The sequence below is a fragment of the Paenibacillus lycopersici genome (assembly GCF_010119935.1).
Lineage (GTDB): Bacteria > Bacillota > Bacilli > Paenibacillales > Paenibacillaceae > Paenibacillus_Z > Paenibacillus_Z lycopersici.
Window position 1 is genome coordinate 1058009 of sequence record NZ_CP048209.1, and the last position, 17464, is coordinate 1075472.

At 42.8% G+C, this 17464-nt stretch carries 18 protein-coding genes; 6 read left to right on the top strand and 12 right to left on the bottom strand.

Annotated features, from left to right (window positions below; all coding sequences use genetic code 11):
* The first annotated feature begins 46 nt into the window (after positions 1-46).
* The 3 genes from rlmD to darG all read left to right on the top strand — a co-directional run bounded on the left by rlmD (position 47) and on the right by darG (position 4204).
* On the top strand, positions 47-1669 hold the full coding sequence (gene rlmD / locus GXP70_RS04690; protein WP_162355400.1) for a 23S rRNA (uracil(1939)-C(5))-methyltransferase RlmD: 1623 nt from the start codon (positions 47-49) through the stop codon (positions 1667-1669).
* An 879-nt stretch (positions 1670-2548) separates the two neighbouring features.
* Positions 2549-3142, top strand: a complete 594-nt coding sequence (locus GXP70_RS04695; RefSeq protein WP_162355401.1) for a DarT ssDNA thymidine ADP-ribosyltransferase family protein — start codon at positions 2549-2551, stop codon at positions 3140-3142.
* 33 nt (positions 3143-3175) lie between these two features.
* Positions 3176-4204, top strand: coding sequence for a type II toxin-antitoxin system antitoxin DNA ADP-ribosyl glycohydrolase DarG (gene darG / locus GXP70_RS04700; protein WP_162355402.1), 1029 nt, complete (start codon positions 3176-3178; stop codon positions 4202-4204).
* Positions 4205-4672: 468 nt separating this feature from the next.
* Here darG and GXP70_RS04705 read toward each other — a convergent pair whose 3' ends face one another.
* On the bottom strand, positions 4673-5056 hold the full coding sequence (locus GXP70_RS04705) for an RNA-dependent RNA polymerase family protein (protein WP_162355403.1): 384 nt from the start codon (positions 5054-5056) through the stop codon (positions 4673-4675).
* Positions 5057-5073: 17 nt separating this feature from the next.
* Here GXP70_RS04705 and GXP70_RS04710 point away from each other — a divergent pair, with 17 nt between their 5' ends.
* On the top strand, positions 5074-5874 hold the full coding sequence (locus GXP70_RS04710) for a hypothetical protein (protein WP_162355404.1): 801 nt from the start codon (positions 5074-5076) through the stop codon (positions 5872-5874).
* 448 nt (positions 5875-6322) lie between these two features.
* On the opposite strand, the gene GXP70_RS04715 is transcribed toward GXP70_RS04710, so the two are convergent.
* The 5 genes from GXP70_RS04715 to GXP70_RS04735 form a co-directional block, all read right to left on the bottom strand.
* A complete protein-coding gene (locus GXP70_RS04715; RefSeq protein ID WP_162355405.1) occupies positions 6323-7546 on the bottom strand; it encodes a tyrosine-type recombinase/integrase in 1224 nt (407 codons plus the stop codon).
* Positions 7547-7670: 124 nt separating this feature from the next.
* Positions 7671-7856: a helix-turn-helix domain-containing protein gene (locus GXP70_RS04720; RefSeq protein WP_225442662.1), complete on the bottom strand. Its 186-nt coding sequence runs from the start codon at positions 7854-7856 to the stop codon at positions 7671-7673.
* Between the two features lie 201 nt (positions 7857-8057).
* Positions 8058-8480, bottom strand: a complete 423-nt coding sequence (locus GXP70_RS04725; protein WP_225442663.1) for a DUF2538 family protein — start codon at positions 8478-8480, stop codon at positions 8058-8060.
* A gap of 147 nt (positions 8481-8627) precedes the next feature.
* Entirely contained in the window at positions 8628-9041 is a 414-nt protein-coding gene (locus GXP70_RS04730) for a hypothetical protein (RefSeq protein WP_162355407.1), read from the bottom strand.
* Positions 9042-9125: 84 nt separating this feature from the next.
* Positions 9126-9335, bottom strand: coding sequence for a helix-turn-helix domain-containing protein (locus GXP70_RS04735; protein ID WP_225442664.1), 210 nt, complete (start codon positions 9333-9335; stop codon positions 9126-9128).
* Between the two features lie 171 nt (positions 9336-9506).
* Between GXP70_RS04735 and GXP70_RS04740 the strand changes: the two genes are divergently transcribed.
* Entirely contained in the window at positions 9507-10130 is a 624-nt protein-coding gene (locus tag GXP70_RS04740) for a helix-turn-helix domain-containing protein (protein ID WP_162355408.1), read from the top strand.
* Positions 10131-10325: 195 nt separating this feature from the next.
* On the opposite strand, the gene GXP70_RS04745 is transcribed toward GXP70_RS04740, so the two are convergent.
* The 6 genes from GXP70_RS04745 to GXP70_RS04770 form a co-directional block, all read right to left on the bottom strand.
* On the bottom strand, positions 10326-11792 hold the full coding sequence (locus GXP70_RS04745) for a DnaB-like helicase C-terminal domain-containing protein (protein ID WP_162355409.1): 1467 nt from the start codon (positions 11790-11792) through the stop codon (positions 10326-10328).
* Between the two features lie 20 nt (positions 11793-11812).
* On the bottom strand, positions 11813-12526 hold the full coding sequence (locus GXP70_RS04750; protein ID WP_162355410.1) for an ATP-binding protein: 714 nt from the start codon (positions 12524-12526) through the stop codon (positions 11813-11815).
* Between the two features lie 9 nt (positions 12527-12535).
* Positions 12536-13564 (bottom strand): hypothetical protein, encoded by a 1029-nt coding sequence (locus GXP70_RS04755; protein ID WP_162355411.1) that lies wholly within the window; start codon positions 13562-13564, stop codon positions 12536-12538.
* Entirely contained in the window at positions 13564-13725 is a 162-nt protein-coding gene (locus tag GXP70_RS04760; RefSeq protein WP_162355412.1) for a hypothetical protein, read from the bottom strand. Before GXP70_RS04760 ends, GXP70_RS04755 begins: the two co-directional genes overlap by 1 nt.
* 156 nt (positions 13726-13881) lie before the next feature.
* The gene (locus GXP70_RS04765) at positions 13882-15114 is read right to left on the bottom strand and encodes a tyrosine-type recombinase/integrase (RefSeq protein WP_162355413.1); all 1233 of its coding nucleotides are present in this window, start codon (positions 15112-15114) and stop codon (positions 13882-13884) included.
* A gap of 596 nt (positions 15115-15710) precedes the next feature.
* A complete protein-coding gene (locus GXP70_RS04770) occupies positions 15711-16184 on the bottom strand; it encodes a JAB domain-containing protein (protein ID WP_225442665.1) in 474 nt (157 codons plus the stop codon).
* A 235-nt stretch (positions 16185-16419) separates the two neighbouring features.
* Between GXP70_RS04770 and GXP70_RS04775 the strand changes: the two genes are divergently transcribed.
* Entirely contained in the window at positions 16420-17451 is a 1032-nt protein-coding gene (locus GXP70_RS04775) for a hypothetical protein (RefSeq protein ID WP_162355414.1), read from the top strand.
* Positions 17452-17464: the final 13 nt, after the last annotated feature.

Sequence of the window (17464 nt, forward strand, 5' to 3'; positions counted from 1 at the left end):
CAAGCTGCGCGCGGCGCGGCGCGGGCGATGGAGCGGGTAGCAGGATATGAGCAAGTTCAGAGGCAAGAACGGCAATGGCAACACAAAGGCGGCGCAGGGCGGAGGCAAGTCCGGTGCGAATCGTAGTGGCAGCCAGCAAGCGGTGACGACGACGGCGCCGGTTAACAAAAACGATGACGTCACCGTCGAGATCATCGGCTTGACGCATGAAGGCGAAGGGGTAGGCCGTGCAGACGGCTTTACCCTTTTTGTTCAAGGCGCGCTTCCGGGCGAGACCGTGCGCGCGCGCGTCATGAAAGTGAAGAAGACGTACGGGTACGCGAGACTGATGGAGATCGTCGCGCCAAGCCCGGACCGGGTCGAGGCGCCTTGCGCGATCTACAAGCAGTGCGGCGGATGCCAGCTGCAGCATATGGATTATGCGGCGCAGCTGAAGTGGAAACGGCAGCATGTGGTGGACAGCCTGGAGCGGATCGGGAAACTGCGGGTTGCCGGTGCTGTCGGGGCGGCAGACACTGGGACCGTTTGTGCGGGTAGTGATGGCGGTAGTGACGTTGAAGCGGGGGGCGTGCCGGGGCATGCCGTGATCGTGCATCCGACGATCGGCATGGACGAGCCATGGCGCTACCGGAACAAGGCGTCCGTGCCGATGGGCATGGCCGTCAGCGGTTCGATCAGCGGCAAGGACGGCTTGCCCGTCCCCGACTTGAACGGTGAGCACCTTATCGGCGGCTTCTACGCGCGCGGCAGCCATCGGATCATCGACATGGACGAGTGTCTGATCCAGCATAACAGCAACGACGACATCGTCGCCCGTGTGAAAAAGATAGGCCGCGAGCTCGGCATCACGGCCTATAACGAGGAGACCGGACAAGGCCTGCTGCGCCACGTCATGGCCCGCGTCGGCTTCGTGACCGGCGAAGCCATGATCGTGCTGATCACGAACGGCTCGCGAATCCCGAATGTGGATCAATGGGTTGCACGTATCCGGGAGGATATTCCCGGCGTGATGAGCATCGTGCACAATATCAACAAACGCGACACGAATGTGATTTTCGGAGACGAGACCCGCGTCCTGTGGGGCAGCGAAGTCATCTACGACGAGCTCGACGGCATTCGATTCGCGATCTCGGCGCGGTCGTTCTATCAAGTGAACCCGGTTCAGACGGTGGAGCTGTACCGCAAGGCGGTCGAATACGCCGCATTGACCGGCAGCGAGCAGGTCATCGATGCCTACTGCGGCATCGGGACGATCTCGCTGTTCCTGGCCCGGAAGGCCGGGCATGTCCACGGCGTCGAAATCGTGCCAGAGGCGATCGAGGATGCCAAGCGGAACGCGGCGCTCAACGGCATCGCCAACGCTGCCTTCGAAGCCGGCCCAGCCGAGGTCGTCATCCCGCGCTGGCGCCAAGAAGGCATCGTCCCCGACGTCATCGTCGTCGACCCGCCGCGCAAAGGCTGCGACGAGGCGCTGCTGGGCACGATTCTGGCGATGAAGCCGGAGCGGGTGGTGTATGTGTCGTGTAATCCGTCGACGCTGGCGAGAGACCTGCGCGTGCTGGAGGATGGCGGGTACCGGACGGTGGAGGTGCAGCCGGTGGATATGTTTCCGCATACCGTGCACGTAGAATCGGTGGCTTTATTGGTGAGGAATGGTACAGAGAGCTGAGATTGCAGTGGTGAAGCGGGTTTTGGGAGTAGTACAGATGAAATGAAAAAGTTAAACAGAGGCTTAAAAATAGTAGAGTTGACTGATTGTTGACGAAATTAATAGATTAGCGGACAGAGGTTCGACTCCCCTCGATTTTCAGAACCCTTATCAAACCACAACAAGAGCTCTGTCCATTATGAGTGCCAGTGCTATAGACGTCTTCAAACTCCCTCAGATTCACATCACGGAAAAGTTTTACTATTCCGAGTCTAATCATGTCAAAAGGAATTAGGTCTTCTACCTCGCTATTTTCAATCTCAGTAATATCAAACACTTCTATGATCTTACTGGGAGTATCCTTGTAAAGACGTTGTTCCAGCTTATTGTTTAAGTCTCTTCCTGGTTTATCGGAATCTAATAATACATGGGGCAGATCATCTGATTTGCCTGAGAGTAAGCTTGCAATACCCTCTACACCTCGAACTCCACCGGACGGTACAAACACTATTTCTTGCTGAGGCCAAGAAAGCAATTTTTGAATATATCGAGCTGTTCTACAATCGGCGGAGAACCCATTCTGCTAAATAACTATGTTCCGCCATGTAAGCTAGGCCAAGTAGTATAGATTATGACAGGTATTTAACTTTCTAACTGTCCACTTTTATAGAGCAAGGTCAGTAAGTTTAATTTTGACGTTTATTTTCTTTCTGGTATTTACGCTACAGTGTCTCACCTTATGGAAGCAATATAAACTTCTTTGTCAAGAACCGACCCAGCCGGTACAGGGATGCTGCTATTGTTTACGATAATATTTCTCAAGTTGGACATTCCACAATATGGTATAATGATTGCGGATTTGTTATATTACGGAGTATCATATTGAGGTGGAATTCAAACATGGCGATTGGAAATATAAAAGCGGGCAAGCTCTTATATCATTTGACTAGATTGTCAAATTTAGATTCTATATTGGAGCATGGTTTAGTATCTAGAAAATTAGTGAAGGATAATGATATTCGCTTTTCTGACGTTGCAGATCAAGAAATAATTACAAAACGGACTGAACTAGGGCTTGATGAGTATATACCGTTTCATTTTCATCCCTATTCTTCATTTGATGTTGCGGTAAAAGCCACATATGTTGATGAAGAATTCATTTATGTTTGTATTTCAAGGGAAAATGCTAAACTTAATAATTTTAAAATATTACCACGCCATCCCCTAAATAATGAAGAGACATACCAATTATATGAGTATGAAGAAGGCTTTGAAACCATTGATTGGGATACGATGCACACACTGGGTACGGAAGATCGCTATACAAAGAGTGTAAAAATGGCGGAGTGCCTTACGGATCTTATCATTCCACCCAATGTATTTCAAAGTATCTACGTAAAAAATGAAGAAACACAAAAAATAGTTGAAAAAAAGCTAAAAGCTAAAGGGATAACAATAAATCCACCATATGTAAATATAGGACGCTGGCTTTAAGAATAACTCTTATAAAGAGAGCGAGGTGAGAACGTGATTATTTATACAACCGGTGATTTGCTAAAATCTTCAGCTGAAGCTCTGGTCAATACTGTAAACTGCGAAGGTTATATGGGAAAAGGGATTGCTTATCAATTTAAGTTAAAATTTCCGGAGAACAATAAAGACTATGTCAAAGCTTGTAAGACAGGTGAGCTACAGATTGGAAAGCTTCACCACTATAAAGAAGACGGTAAAATCATAGTTAATTTCCCAACTAAAGATAAATGGAGAACAAAGTCCAAAATGGAATATGTAGAAAAGGGACTAGATGAACTCGCTCCATTAATCGAAAAATTAGGTATTCGATCCATAGCTATACCGCCTTTAGGTAGTGGTAATGGCGGACTTGTTTGGAGCGAAGTGAAAACACTGATTGAAAAAAAATTGGCAGCAGTAGATGAGAAGATTGAAATTTACATTTATGAACCTTCTCAAAATTACGTATCCCAACCGAAGGCAGAACCTAATCTAAGCTTGTCAGCGCTTGTATTAATGAGTATTAAACATCATCTTAATAATTTTGATACGTTAAGACTTCAAAAAACGGCTTTCTATATGGATGTTTTTTCTGGGGGAAATTATTTCAATTTCGCTAGACATAAGTACGGCCCATACGATAATTCTATTGCCATCATTAGCAGAAATATCAAAGAATTTCAGAAGTATCATGGCGTGATGAATACCGATGAGGCATATGGGATTCTCTACAATAAAATTGTGAGTGGTCAGGTAGAATTTAAATTGAGGACCCTAGAGCCATTTATCAAAAAAGCAGCGGAATACGTGAACACTTTACGTTCTAATCACGAATTAGAATGCTTATCGACAATTACCTATCTATTAAAAGAGAAGGATGAATTATCTCAAGACAAAATTGTCGATGAGTTTATCCGCTGGTCAGAAGATAAGGCAAATAGGTTTTCTGAAGAGGAGATCATTAGTGGAATTGAAAAGTTATTCGAAACGGATATTATTGAAAAAACGTTAATGGGCTATACTCTTAGCCAAACGCGTAGCTAAAAGTAATTGCATGTAACATTAGATGATATTTTGGAAGAGGATGACAAATTTCTTGTTGATTCAAGATTAAGCCGTAGAGAAGTCCAAGGCACATTCATTTTTCTGTTTTTGACTCCAGTTCGGCTTATCTAGTATTTCATGAATGGGCCATTAAGAGGTATTCTCCTTTTAGTTCTAGTTCAAACATATTTAGTGAAGGACAATAATATGGCAAATCCATTCTCTAACAAAAAGAAAATCCGTGGTTGGAAGCGCAGAATTAAGCAGATTGAACAATGGAAATTACGGCATATTAATTTGGACATTGAACAGTTATCTCGTACCAATAAAGACTATGTAAAGTTATGGATTGACCCATTTTGCAGGTTAACTAGACACAATCCTCCGATGTGGTACTCACGATTAATACTTGAGGCAATTCAACAAACATCTCACCCAAAGATGATGTTCTGCCTGTAGAATAGAGTTTCAATCTTCCTGTACAAGTTGACTCTCCTTTGTGAACCCATCGTGACCAAGGAAAATCATCCATGTACCCGTCCTCGCAGGCAGTAATAAATCTGGCTTATGGATCCCCTTTTTGAAATAGAATAAGGTACTAGTTTTTCCCGCTCCCATTTCGATCTTGTTTTGCATTACTGCTTCTTTAATAAATGAAATGTGATCAGATATATTATCTGATTCGCCAGCCTTAATGGGTATGACGACAATAATATCATCACTATATCTTCTGTAAATCCCACCCAAGCCAGTAACGTAAGTATTTATAACTTCATCAAATTCAATGGCATATACATTAGCAAGTACCTCACTAATCGCTGTCCCCTGTGGAATTCCTTTGCTAAGGTTCATGCGGAGCTAAAAGAAGTATGGCCGGTGCTATGCAGCGTGAAAATCTTGATGGGTTGGTTTGCTCTGGGCATCACCCGCACCGACCATTGGATAAGAACAAAAAGTGTGAAAAAATAGCTATACCTTCACAAAGAGGTGCATCAAATATTTATTTTCCTGTAATCCGTAGTGCAATATCTATTCCACCTTGGACTAACCCTATTAATGACATTATTAATGCCAATCGCAGGGTAATCGAGTCATATGAGGAGGATTTCGGTGAGGTTGGATTGCAAAAGGCATACGAAAAATTCTTTGCAAGCAAATACACAAGGCAAGAATTTGATGAGGCATATACAAGGATTAAAAATAAAATTCAGGAATACACAGAAATTAAGGAAATGGAATATGCTGCAATAATAAATCACACCGATTTAGCTTATCAGCGGGATGTTAAATACTTCAAGGCAGAAGAAGTACGCATTAATAATGGACTTGATAAATATTTCTCACGCATCATTAAGATTCATAGACTGCGAGAAGTTATGGTTTTACTTGGGTTCATGAGAATGGAAGCACCAGAACCTGAAGTTGACGAACCAAACCATATCTGCAAACTTAACAAAAAAGGAGGCCAAGAGTCTTGGCTTCCGGCTGTGGAGATAAATGGCGAAGGTATTTTTGTGGAATTTAATAAAAACCAAATTTCCCGATGGAAAAATACCCCCGAGGTAAAGAGGCTTTCCGAAAAATACAAGGACTACTATAATAAATTTTGTAATGACAAAGGCTGGACGATGTATAAAGAGAGAACAGCGGAATATATAAGTGGCGTATAGGGTGAGCTTTCGAAGTTCAAAACCGATGAACAGCCTTACAAATATGGCTGGTGTAGCTGACTTTACTGGGTGTAACTACTATGCAACAAATTGTTATTTTGTTGACGGCTTGTTGACGAATATCGTCAACAAGCCGCTAAACTCAAACAAAACTAACAATACACGTTGGATAAACCCCTTATAAATCAAGGGTATTATCCATATAACACAGAATCCAAACAACTCTCACATGCTCCCGCATACAACACACGTTGAAAACGTCGCGTTGCTTGTGAAGAGTGTTACAGATGCTTAGAACCCTTGATATATAAGGGTTTATAAATTGAACGGCGTTTCTGTAGTTAGTGCAACAGACGGTTTCTAAGAGAGTTGCCGTAAAGTTGCCGTAAATCTGCATGTAAAAGCAAAACAAAAGAGCATAAAAAACGAAAAGACGTTGGGGGGAACATTACTCCAACGTCTTTTCGTCTGATTGTTTGCTCTTCGTAGTGAACAAGTTTTCGAACTTATCGGCAGCGGCTTGATCGGCGGAACGGAGGGCATGTCCATAAATGTTCATAGTGGTTGTGATGCTTCCATGTCCAAGTCGATCGGCGATTACTTTTGCGTGAACGCCTTGATTAATGAGCAATGTTGCCGATGTATGTCGTAGATCGTGAAAGCGGATATAACGGAAACCGTTCTTTTTAATGAATTGCCGGAACCATAAGTAAGGGCGTTCATGGTGAAAGGCTCTGCCGTCCGCATGGGCGAATACAAAAAAGCGTTCTCCACCTAGCCATGCGTCACCGAGCGAATTCCGCTCCGTAATTCGGTACGTGTAATATTTGCGTAATTCCTCTTGTACAGAGACGGGGAGCGACACTTTGCGTTTGGAATTTTTCGTTTTCGGTTCCTTTACGATGACTTCTCCTTTCAAAGAAATAGAGATGCTTTGCTGTACATCGACAACACCGGTGTCCCAATCAATGTGCTTCCATTCCAGCCCAAGTAGTTCGCCACGCCTCATCCCTGTGGTCAGAGCCAGTGTGATCATCATCTGCCAATGTAATGGCTCCCGCTGAAGTGCCTGTAACATTGTTCTTATTTCTTCTTCATCGTACGGGACAACTTCCTTATAAACCACTTTTGGCTTCTTCACTTCTGCCGCTGGATTATCTTTGATGACTTTCCATTCAACCGCGCGCGAGAATATGTTTTTCAATATCCGATGATTCATTTGGATTGATCCAGACGATAGCGTGCCTGCCTTATCGTCTTTCCGGCTCCCCTCTTTCCCCAATGATTCGAGAAAATCAACAATGTGCAAAGGTCTTATTTGATCGAGTTGCAAATTGCCGAACGCTGATAAGATGCGTGTGTTTAGGTTCACCATGTACGAGTGGAGAGTTTTCCGCTCGAGGTGCTTGTCCGCATATTTGTCTTTCCACAACCCGACAAATTGGCTAAACGTTAGCTTTGCTGGGGCGATGTAGTTTCCCGCCTCGACTTCTTCTTTGAATTTAAGCCACTCTTGATCCAAAAATATTTCTAAGCGCTTGGGAGCTCGTAAAATGCGTTCATCTTCTACCGTAACCGTTTTTGTGCGTCGGGTGTATTTGCCTTTTACACCGCGTCCAAGGCTGATAGTGAGTTCAAATGAATTATTACCTCGTTTACGATAGTTTGCCATGGTGTTGACGCTCCTTTTAAATGATTTTTGAAAGCAATTACTTTCTATGTAAAAATGAGAAACAGGTTCGACGATACCCCATTTTGTTTTCAACGCATGGTCCACTACCCAATGCTCGCGTCGTTTAGAGCAATTCACCAGCCAACCATTTTTCGAGCGTTGGACGATAGAAAATAATCCTACTTCTTGCTCTTGTATGAGGCAGTTGTCCAGACGCGCACATGTTATAGATCGTCGCAGTCGATAAACCAATCATTTCTGATGCTTCCTTTACCGTTAAAGTGACTTTATCCATTTGAATTTTTGCCATTATGATAACCTCCGATGTTTTTATTTGATGAATGATTAATGAGCGTGTAAAGCGCTTACTAACGTGCCCCGCTTTAAGTATAGCGATACCGCGCTAAGAAATCAATTATGATTTTGTATATCGCTTACTGTGTTGGGCATAAAGTATATAGGGAGTGATGTGTAAGGAACTTGGCACATAGCTAAGCAATCTTAGAAATATTTACGGTATATCGACGAGACAATTAGCTACAGACCTGCGGAGCTCGCAGGCTTGAAGAAACACATGATATTGCTCCTGCGACCAGGTTGAAAGGGCTACATTGAGAGCAAATGCTGAGTGGTTGTTGTAGAGATTCAGTCCCGCATGTACCAAGTGAGCAAGACCGACTGGTAATCTTGAGTGATCGTCTGTTTCAAAAAACCAGTCGAATGGACCATGATTGTCGGAAACGGGATTGCGAGAGCAGTATTCAAAAACTTCAGGATGCGCGACAACATAGAAGCCAGTTTGATACTCGGCATTGGAATTAGCTATCGGATATTGCATTAATAGCCAATGAAAATTCTGCTGGTGCTTGTCGTTGATAAAGTACATATCGTTGCCTCCTCGTAGATGATGATGATGTTGGTATTGAAGAACCAACAGGATTCAGACCACAAGAAGCGATCTGAGCTTGTTTCGCCGCACGAACAGCGAACAAATAAAGATTTTGGTAATAATAATGAAAAGCAGAAAAGTGTCAATCATTTATTCTGCTGGTATTAGTGCGCGAAGGTTACAACGCATTTTTTATTGAAGCGTATAAAACGATGAAACTTCAATTAATGTGTCATCGTCGCCGTCGCGGATCTTACAAGCTTGTTCGAATGTAAGTGTAATTTCTTCGCTCCAGCTTGCTGAAGGCATGGTCTTCTTATGATCTCTATACAGCCTTATTCCCGCACGAGCTAATTGAAGATAGCTCCCAGAGAGATCACACTCTCTCCCTGTTTGGTAGATCCGTAGTAATGGACAATCTCTTAACTCCCTCAATCTTAGCCAATTCCTGTCACAACTATCGTAAATCACAGGGTGTGCAGCGATATAAAGACTGGATTGAAATCTTGGCATTGGGAGTACCCAAGCAAGAGCCTCGGTAAAGGAATAATTCCAATGAAGTAATTTACGGAAATTTGCTTCATGAAGCTCATTTACAAAGTACATAATTAGTTCCTCCGATCTTTTAGTTGCTGATTATATAAAGAGCAAAAGTGGGGAGTGGGATTGGTTACCACTCCCTGAAATTGTTTAGGAAGCTACCTGTCCTTCGAACCAACTAATGAAGTTCTTTTTACTGAAACGGATGCTGCGACCTATCTTGACGTAATGGAACTCCTTGCGTTCGATCAGCTCGTATGCCTGCGCTCTTCCGATACCGAGGAAATGTTTCAGGTCATCGACGGTCATTACCTCTGGAAGTCCGTCCACGTTCATGTATTTCGTATTGTTTTTTGCCATTGAGATTGCCTCCTATGAGTTATGTAATGAGTGCTTATTGAATATAATATGATATCGTAAAGTGCTTATTAACCATTTACAGTTTTCATTATAGCGGTGTTGTGATAATATAGCAATAGCGAGATTGTAAAGTGCTTATTCAAATATGTTTCGATATTAGGAGATGGATATATGGACTTTGGTGTTTGGCTAAGAAATAATAGGAATAAACACGGATTATCGACAAGACAATTGGCTGCGGCTTGTGGAGTATCACAGTCTTATATGAGTCAAGTCGAGCGAGGAAATATCCAAAAGCCGGGCATTGATGTATTGAAGAAAATTATGGCTTATTTCGAAGTGGAAGATCCGGAGGAATTGCTTAAACAGTATGGATTTATTAACGATGGCGATACCATAAAAATCGAAAATATTATTGATGACGATGGGGCTAAACGGAACGAGCTATTAGAGTATTTAGTAAGAGAAATGAACAGCATGGACTTCGAACAGTTGGAAGCTATAAAGCTTTTTTATAAATATCAGGATACATTTATAAAAATAAGTAAGATTGAGAAGTCATCGATTGATCTAAATGCTAAAACACCAATGAGAACGATAAATGAGTTTATTGAATTTCTTTTTGATAAATATGTGGTCAAGCGAGCGGTTAAACGCGCAGATGAACCAATTGTAGAAACAGAACAAATCGTGGATTGGAAAGACAATTCGAAATCGAAGCTGGATATCCAGTATTATCAAATTCCTAATGAAAAAACAAAAACGATAATAATTAATAATGAGAAGGAATATTAAGCAAAGAAGCAGCCGAGGCGTGATGCCGAGGCTGCTTCTTTGCTACGAAAATAAAAACGAATATTGCAAATCAGGAAAATGACGATTTAATTGCTTCGTCAGCAAAAGGTGGGGATCGGATTCGACTTCGGCTTTGACAAGACATAGCCCACACTTCGCCGTTTCGCATGAACTCTTTGAATGCCAGCTTGTATTTCACGGTACATTTACCTCGATTGACTCACCAATCGCTGGGGGAATTGATAAAGCTGGATATTGGTTATTGCCAACTGACTGGATAGGCGGAATGGCATTCATGTGTTCATCAAATATCGGAAATTCGATTTTTATGCGCTTATCAAATAAATCCAAGGCAGCCGGAGCTAGAATTCGGCTTCGAGCGCGCTCGTTTATATCGGAGAAGCTATAGTTGCCGATCCGTTGCCGCTTGTAATCGAAAGGGAAGGGCAATTCCACATCCTTGAGCCCATATCTATTTTTGTTGATGTAGCAATACAGATTAGGATGAATACCTGGCAGAAGCGGATCGGATTTCTTTTTAAACATGATGAGCACAGATGCGGCATCGTCCTTAAGCTTGGATGTGTTCTTCAATTTGCTATTGCCAGGATCGTGTAAATCAGCTGTAATCTGCGAAAGCCAAACGAAAGCAAATCCTTTACCTTTGACGCATTGACGAATTAAATCGGATACTTCGGCATATCGTTCGTAATCGCCGTTGGCTTTAGGCTTATCAGCTTTGCATAATTGGAAGTAATCGTAGAACACGAGATCAAAGCCTTGCTCCTCGGCATACTCCAGCCGCTGACACAACTTTTCTGCTGATAGTATTTGATTTTCCAAGACAAGTCTTCCGTCGAGAAATTGTGTTAGCAGCCGGATAGCCTTTTCTTTAGTTGAAGCAAAGCTCTCAGGGGTGTCGTCTAATCGGTTTTCGAGTCGCCAATGTGCTTCTTCTATTCCAGAAATGATAGCTAGTGCCTTGAAGACAAGGTTCATGGCATCCATCTCTTGCGTTAAAATAAGCACCTTATAGCCAGCCTCTGCTGCTTTCGCGGCACAATTGACCATTGTCGTCGTTTTGCCGACGCCTGAACCAGCTGCGATCACGTTTGGTTCTCCACGATAGAATTTGCAATACTGGTCCAGCTCTTTAAGAAACGTTGGTATAGCTTGTTTTCTTTTTTCTTGCTTGTAATGCTCAGCAATAATCTCCTCGGCTGAAGTGTTTTCAAACTGGATTCTGGTATCCTTAACAGCTAATAGCTTCCGGGCATAATCCAGATCGGCGCTTTCTTTGTCAGTTGCTTTGTTTCGTTGCTCCATATATTCTTGTTGAAGCGCTTCGAGCTGTTGTTGTCGTTTGATTGTGGCTAAGTCAGTTACAAAGAGCTTGAAGTTGGCTTCATGATCAGCATCTTGAATCGCGATATAAGTCGTGACGATAGCGTTGGCTTCAGCATCATTGTTAGCTAACCGCTGAACCATTTCAGCAGTTAGCCTGCTATTTGCTTTCATCGAGCTACACATTCGATATACTAGCTGGCGAACTGGATTGGTAAAATCCTGCTCGGTAATGTTATGTTGTTGAAGCGTCTTCCACAGCCCCAAATTCGCACACAAACCCTTTAAAATTCCAATTTCAGTCTTCTCTCTTGTCATAATGTATCCCCCCGTATGATTTATGGAATCAGATCTATCCTGGGATCTGATTTGCTCTGTCGTAAATTACCCTCCATAAAGGCGTATATTTTCGAATCACCTTTCAGTAAGGCGTTTGTAATCCGTGCATTAGGATATGCCTTCTTCATATCCGCAATTTTGTAGTTGCTTGTTACCATCAGTAAACCTTTATGCGTGCGAATAATGGAGTCCAGCTTATTCATGACGCTCATATATTCGAAGTCTTCATAATTTTCCACGCCTAAATCGTCAAGAACGATAATGTCTGATTCAGCGATCTGTGCTTCAATCAGTGGCTTTACGTTTTTGTCCTTCAGCCAATCACGAATTTTGCGTAAATCGATAAATACACTCTTATACTTTCGATACGCAGCCATTAGCAGCAAAGTGGAAACGTACTGTGTTTTTCCGAAGCCTGTATCAGATATGAAAATTAGATGCCAGCGGTGGTCGATCATGTGTTTCAACTCACGGGTATGGATTTCCAATAGCTCAAGGAGTCGTATCGACTTCGCCGCCTGTGTTTGCATAATCGGATTGTGTGATAGCTGGGATGGAAAAAGCATATGGCTTAGCTCTGCTCCGGATTGCTTGTAAAGCTCATATGCCTTGTGAATATCAGCGCAGGAACAGAAATCGTAAACGTCTCCGTCAATGATGATCTGACCTAAGCCATCACAAGCCGGATTAGCAATTATACATTTCGTATTCATGGTGTCCTCCTATTCAAATAAGCCGGTAGTTGTCGCAAAATCGCTAGGGCTTGAATGATCCTGCAATGCTGTCTTCTTGCTCTTGCTGATCTTGTCAGCAGGGATATAGCTCATCAATCGCTTATGAGCCTCAATTACATAGCTGTGGAAATCAGGATTAAGTATCTCATGATCATCCGATTCCGCTAGATATATGGCACTGCATATTGTCTTTGGTTTATAAATAGTGTCGCTAGAGCGCATATCGTCAAGCCAGATTAGCTCATCATCCGTTGGGAAGGTACCAAACACATTCATATAAGTGGAGAGGATCTTTAGCATACTGTCACGTTGCGTTTTGGTTGCATAATGCTTCCAACCTTTTGTGGAAATCAAAGCATCGAAAACTGTTTTAGTCGTTGGATTGGTTTCCAAAAGCTGAATAGCTCTTTGCGTCAATGCGTATTCGCGTTTAGACCCGATTGACGAGATATATGCTGTTAGGGCACTGGTAGGGGAAGTAACTCCTGCTGGTGCTTGTTTTTTTTGTGGTTGACGAAGCCTCTGGTTGTCTTTGCTGCTAGGCGAAGAATACAAGGTATTCTTGTTTTTTATATCTGTTGTATTATCTGAAGAAGTCTCTGGTAATGGCATGCCCATGCTGAGCCGCTCGTCTGTCCAAAGTGAATGCTCCGACTGTTCATTTTGAACAGATGATCTGATCAGTCTTCGATTTAGCTGGTCGTAATCGATGCTGTACCATTTGGTGTTGTCGATTTTGAGCTGATTATAATTTCCGGTTATAACGATACCAGCCTTCTCAAGATTGCCGATAATCCGTCTAATTGTACTGATGGACCAGAAGCTGAATTGCTTTTGCCATTCTTCATACGTGTTATATACCCACATTCGATTGTCGCGTTTATGCATGCTTTTCTGAAGCCAGTAGTGCATTTGTTGAAGCACAATGCTCTCATTCAATCCGATCAAAACGGCTAGCGCTGGCAGGATGAGCAACGGATGCTCGTCGAGAAGCAGCTTATTAGTAATGGAATTCATTATTCGGCATCCTCCTTGTCCAAAAGCTGCATCATGTAAGCTTCTAGCACTTGCTGGATGGAGAGCCCCTTACGGGCACAGTATACCTTGAATGCTTTTCTGGTTTCTTCGTTGTTTGCATAAAATTTGATTTGTGGCTGTTGCTGTCTTTTTACTGACATTTTTATACCTCCTTGTTTTGATGGTCATTTCTGACCATCTGACCTTATAGTTGAGCCGGAAATTAAATAGTCCTTTTTAGAGAGCTGATTTTTTTTCGTGAATGCTATGGAAGTAAAAAAAACCATCCAAAAGGGATGGCTTATCGGAGTAGGATATCATCTTCGGTAAGGGCTAGTAGCGTCATTACGCGAATGCCCTAGTAGCTGTGAGCAATACTGATTTATCAGCCATCGCTTTTGACGTTTCAGCAACGACTGCGGATCGTATTTCTGGACGAGTAAGCCATTCTTTTTGATGACTGGATTTAGCTTTGGATCGACACCGACAAATCGCATGATTTCATTGACTAGCCGCTCTTTGCTCCATTTTCGCAACCGCTTTGTATACCATTGAAGTCCAGCCTTACGAAAATCATGGACTCCGCTATATTTGACCCCTCCATAGCTGGCGCAGCTCTTAACGAGATGGCGAACGTGCTTTTCCGTCATTCGATGTCCCCAAATATTGGTTTGCGAGCTGGCTAAGTAAGGCTCTAACATTTTGAGCTTGTGAAGGGTGGCTTCCGGAACGGGGATTAGGCGAGGGCGGTTGTTTTTGTTTTGATTTTTCTTGTTCATGACAACGCAATTATTCTCGAAGTCAATCTGATCAAATGATATCTTTAGCACTTCACTGATTCGAGGGCATGAATATAACAAAAGCTCCAGCAATGCTTGCTCGTAAATACTGTAATGCTTACCGCATTGCTTGACGATTACTTGGGCTTCACGAAGCGAATAACCTACGCCTCCGACGCTGCCGCGTCGTCGCTCTGCCTTTCGAGCGATTGGTATCATCTGCCGATGTTTTTCATTCACTAAACGAGAATGTCCCTTGATACCGACTTTGACAGCCGATTCAGCCATCTTTTGAATAGCACTAACGTAAGCAGAGATGGTTTTAGCTGATCTGTCTTTTTCGATTAATGCGTTTATATATTGACCGACCATGCGCGGTTTGATATCTCGTACTTGTTTTACGTTTTCGAAATTTTCGAAGCAGTATTTTAAAAATGTCCTGCATGATCTTTTATATCGATCATATGTAACGGATGACCAGATGCCTTCAACTCCGAGATTTCCGTTGCTTCCTTTTCTGGCATGATGCTTGGTCTGTTTACTGCTTGAGTGGCGCGTAACTTTCGAATTTGCGATAAAGAGCTTATCCAGATCGGTATGTAACCGAAGCAGCGCATGACGGCGATTGCTCGAAAGATGATCGATCCGACGCTGTTTATCTGATATTTGGCTCTGTCTTTTTGGCTTGGATTGTTTTTTACGCCCGGTAAAATATTTCCCGTCGTATTTGGGCTGATTGGATAACGCCCGCATTAGAATGTCTTGATTCATTTCAATCACCTCTTTTCGCGGACATTATAACAGAAAATAAAGGCTTGTGTTAATTAGCCTACTATGCTGCGGCAAGCAATTTGACATGGAGCCTCTACGGGCATGATTTCTCGCGAAAGCCGCGAAACATACTAACTTCGCGATGCTGATCAGCCTATCATGCCCGTCTCTCCATATAAAATCGTAGGTTCGGTCGTGACGTCGCCGTTTGCAATGAAGTAAAAATCTCCGACTAATTTAACAAGCATATCGCAAGCTACCATGCAGGAGTACAGTAAACATACCCCCTCTACCTGCCTAATGATGAAATATCGCTCACGCGATACTTCATCAACGTCAGATAAAGGGGGCGTGAAATGCGGTTTTGTCGCTGCACGACAAAACGAATGATCTGTACTATTCTGCTTCGACGCAACGACAAAAAGCATCTAGCCATTAGGCTACACGCTGCTCTTAAACCCTATGAATGATTATCTAAAGCAAGAGGCGATGCCTCCCATTGTTACAAGCCTTGCAGCTGCAAAGCTATCGTGGCGTGGTGACCAGGGTTCATTCATAAGGAGAAGGAACGAATGCGTTCCTTCATATTTCATTTCTTACAGGAAGCCATGCTCCTTCATACTATAATAATTGCAATTTGAGACGATGACGGAGTCGATCAGTTCGATGCCAATGATTTCGCCAGCCTGCTTGATGCGCTCTGTGATCTTTAGGTCCTCAGGCGATGGATTGCAATCTGATGACGGATGGTTATGTGCGAATACGATACCAGCAGAATTGGCGAGTATGGCGACCTTGAACACCTCACGCGGATGCACTAAAGCGGAGTTAAGGGTGCCAATCCCAATCGTCTGAATCGCATTCACCTTGTTTTTGGTATCCAGGCATAGGAGAATACAATGCTCACGATCCTCATCGCCTATAAACATTCTAGCGATATCATAAGCATCCTGTGGCTTCCGTATGACGTTTGAAGGGTATGGTAATGTGGCTTCCTTGACCATTTTCAAACTGACGATACTTAGCCGTTTCATTCGTTGCGTTGGATTTGTTTCTTGAGTAAGTTGCATTTATTATGCAGCCTCCATTGTTATATTTATTATCTTAGTAAGCTTGCAGATTACGAAATCTGCGCTGCACTCTGCTGCTACGAAACAGTCAAAGCTTATCTTGTCGTTAACGATCAAGATAATTTAAGCGGTATTTCGCCAGCATTATAAAACCAAACAGAGGATTGTCAACAAAAAAGATTGACAACTGACTGTTTGGTTTTATCATTTAGGCACAGAAAAGAAGGTGATAAATTTGTATCAATTTATAAAGGATTTGGAAAAAATAAAGTGCCCTCCGCTGCTTATTAAAGAACGTGATTTGGCTGCTGACAGTGCAATTCAAAGGAAGCTAAAGCTAGATGAGACAGACGTTCGTCCTGACTTTGCAAGGGAGTTGCTAGAGCAAGGCTATGCAATATTTCCGGTTTATAAGGATGATCGCATCCTGCCGCTCGGTTACGGTGCAAAATTTTGTAGCTATCGAGTAATTAACTACGGTGATGCCTGTGAAATTATTCAGGAGTATGGAAGGCAGGAAGTGAATCCGCAGGATACGAGATATACGAAGCCGACAGCTGATGCAAGAGTACGAGGCTATCGATTTTTTTACGACAGAGCTGAGAGGCGCTATAAGCAGGAGAACAACGAAGAGAAGTGGCAACAGCGGTTAAGTGAGATAACGACGCTCAAAGAAAGCGAAGCTGTAACTGATTTGATCTGGCTGTTTTATGATTTTTATAAGGATTTCTGGATCAATCGAGTGCAATGCAGAAAAAGATTCAATTTGGACGACCAACCTTGCCATTTGGATTATATGGATTACATCTATTATCTTGATTGTCAGTTGGAGAATGTGAAGGCTTACATGCTGCTGCTTCGCATATTCAGCGAATTGGTTGAAGACGCATATCAAATGACCGTCCGAATGGTGGAATCATTAGAGCAGTGTATTGAGCGATGCAGAAGTTATCTACATCGACAGGAGATAAATGATCATTTTAACAAAAAACATGATGCCTTGAACGGTAAGACAGTTGAGAAGCTATTTAAGCATATCGAGTTTTTGTTCAAGCCAGGTTACTTTGTCGATCCGTTGCAAGAAAAGCTATACCCTAATATTGGACAGGTTTACGATCGTGTTCAGTTGAGCAGAGTATACAATAGCGCAGAGACGCTGCGTGAGAAGCAGCAGAATATTATTGAGAAGGCAAAACGGGCATTTGAATTACAAGGTAAAGTAGCAATTGAAAAACTGACTGATTATCCGGTTTATTTTGTGAATTGATGATTCTGCCATT

Excerpts from the sequence above, each read along its gene's own strand:
- rlmD (WP_162355400.1), top strand. The coding sequence starts at position 47 with ATGAGCAAGTTCAGAGGCAAGAACGGCAATGGCAACACAAAGGCGGCG.
- GXP70_RS04695 (WP_162355401.1), top strand. The coding sequence starts at position 2,549 with ATGGCGATTGGAAATATAAAAGCGGGCAAGCTCTTATATCATTTGACT.
- GXP70_RS04705 (WP_162355403.1), bottom strand. The coding sequence starts at position 5,056 with ATGAACCTTAGCAAAGGAATTCCACAGGGGACAGCGATTAGTGAGGTA.
- GXP70_RS04710 (WP_162355404.1), top strand. The coding sequence starts at position 5,074 with ATGGCCGGTGCTATGCAGCGTGAAAATCTTGATGGGTTGGTTTGCTCT.
- GXP70_RS04715 (WP_162355405.1), bottom strand. The coding sequence starts at position 7,546 with ATGGCAAACTATCGTAAACGAGGTAATAATTCATTTGAACTCACTATC.
- GXP70_RS04720 (WP_225442662.1), bottom strand. The coding sequence starts at position 7,856 with ATGGCAAAAATTCAAATGGATAAAGTCACTTTAACGGTAAAGGAAGCA.
- GXP70_RS04730 (WP_162355407.1), bottom strand. The coding sequence starts at position 9,041 with ATGTACTTTGTAAATGAGCTTCATGAAGCAAATTTCCGTAAATTACTT.
- GXP70_RS04735 (WP_225442664.1), bottom strand. The coding sequence starts at position 9,335 with ATGGCAAAAAACAATACGAAATACATGAACGTGGACGGACTTCCAGAG.
- GXP70_RS04740 (WP_162355408.1), top strand. The coding sequence starts at position 9,507 with ATGGACTTTGGTGTTTGGCTAAGAAATAATAGGAATAAACACGGATTA.
- GXP70_RS04745 (WP_162355409.1), bottom strand. The coding sequence starts at position 11,792 with ATGACAAGAGAGAAGACTGAAATTGGAATTTTAAAGGGTTTGTGTGCG.
- GXP70_RS04750 (WP_162355410.1), bottom strand. The coding sequence starts at position 12,526 with ATGAATACGAAATGTATAATTGCTAATCCGGCTTGTGATGGCTTAGGT.
- GXP70_RS04755 (WP_162355411.1), bottom strand. The coding sequence starts at position 13,564 with ATGAATTCCATTACTAATAAGCTGCTTCTCGACGAGCATCCGTTGCTC.
- GXP70_RS04760 (WP_162355412.1), bottom strand. The coding sequence starts at position 13,725 with ATGTCAGTAAAAAGACAGCAACAGCCACAAATCAAATTTTATGCAAAC.
- GXP70_RS04765 (WP_162355413.1), bottom strand. The coding sequence starts at position 15,114 with ATGAATCAAGACATTCTAATGCGGGCGTTATCCAATCAGCCCAAATAC.
- GXP70_RS04770 (WP_225442665.1), bottom strand. The coding sequence starts at position 16,184 with ATGCAACTTACTCAAGAAACAAATCCAACGCAACGAATGAAACGGCTA.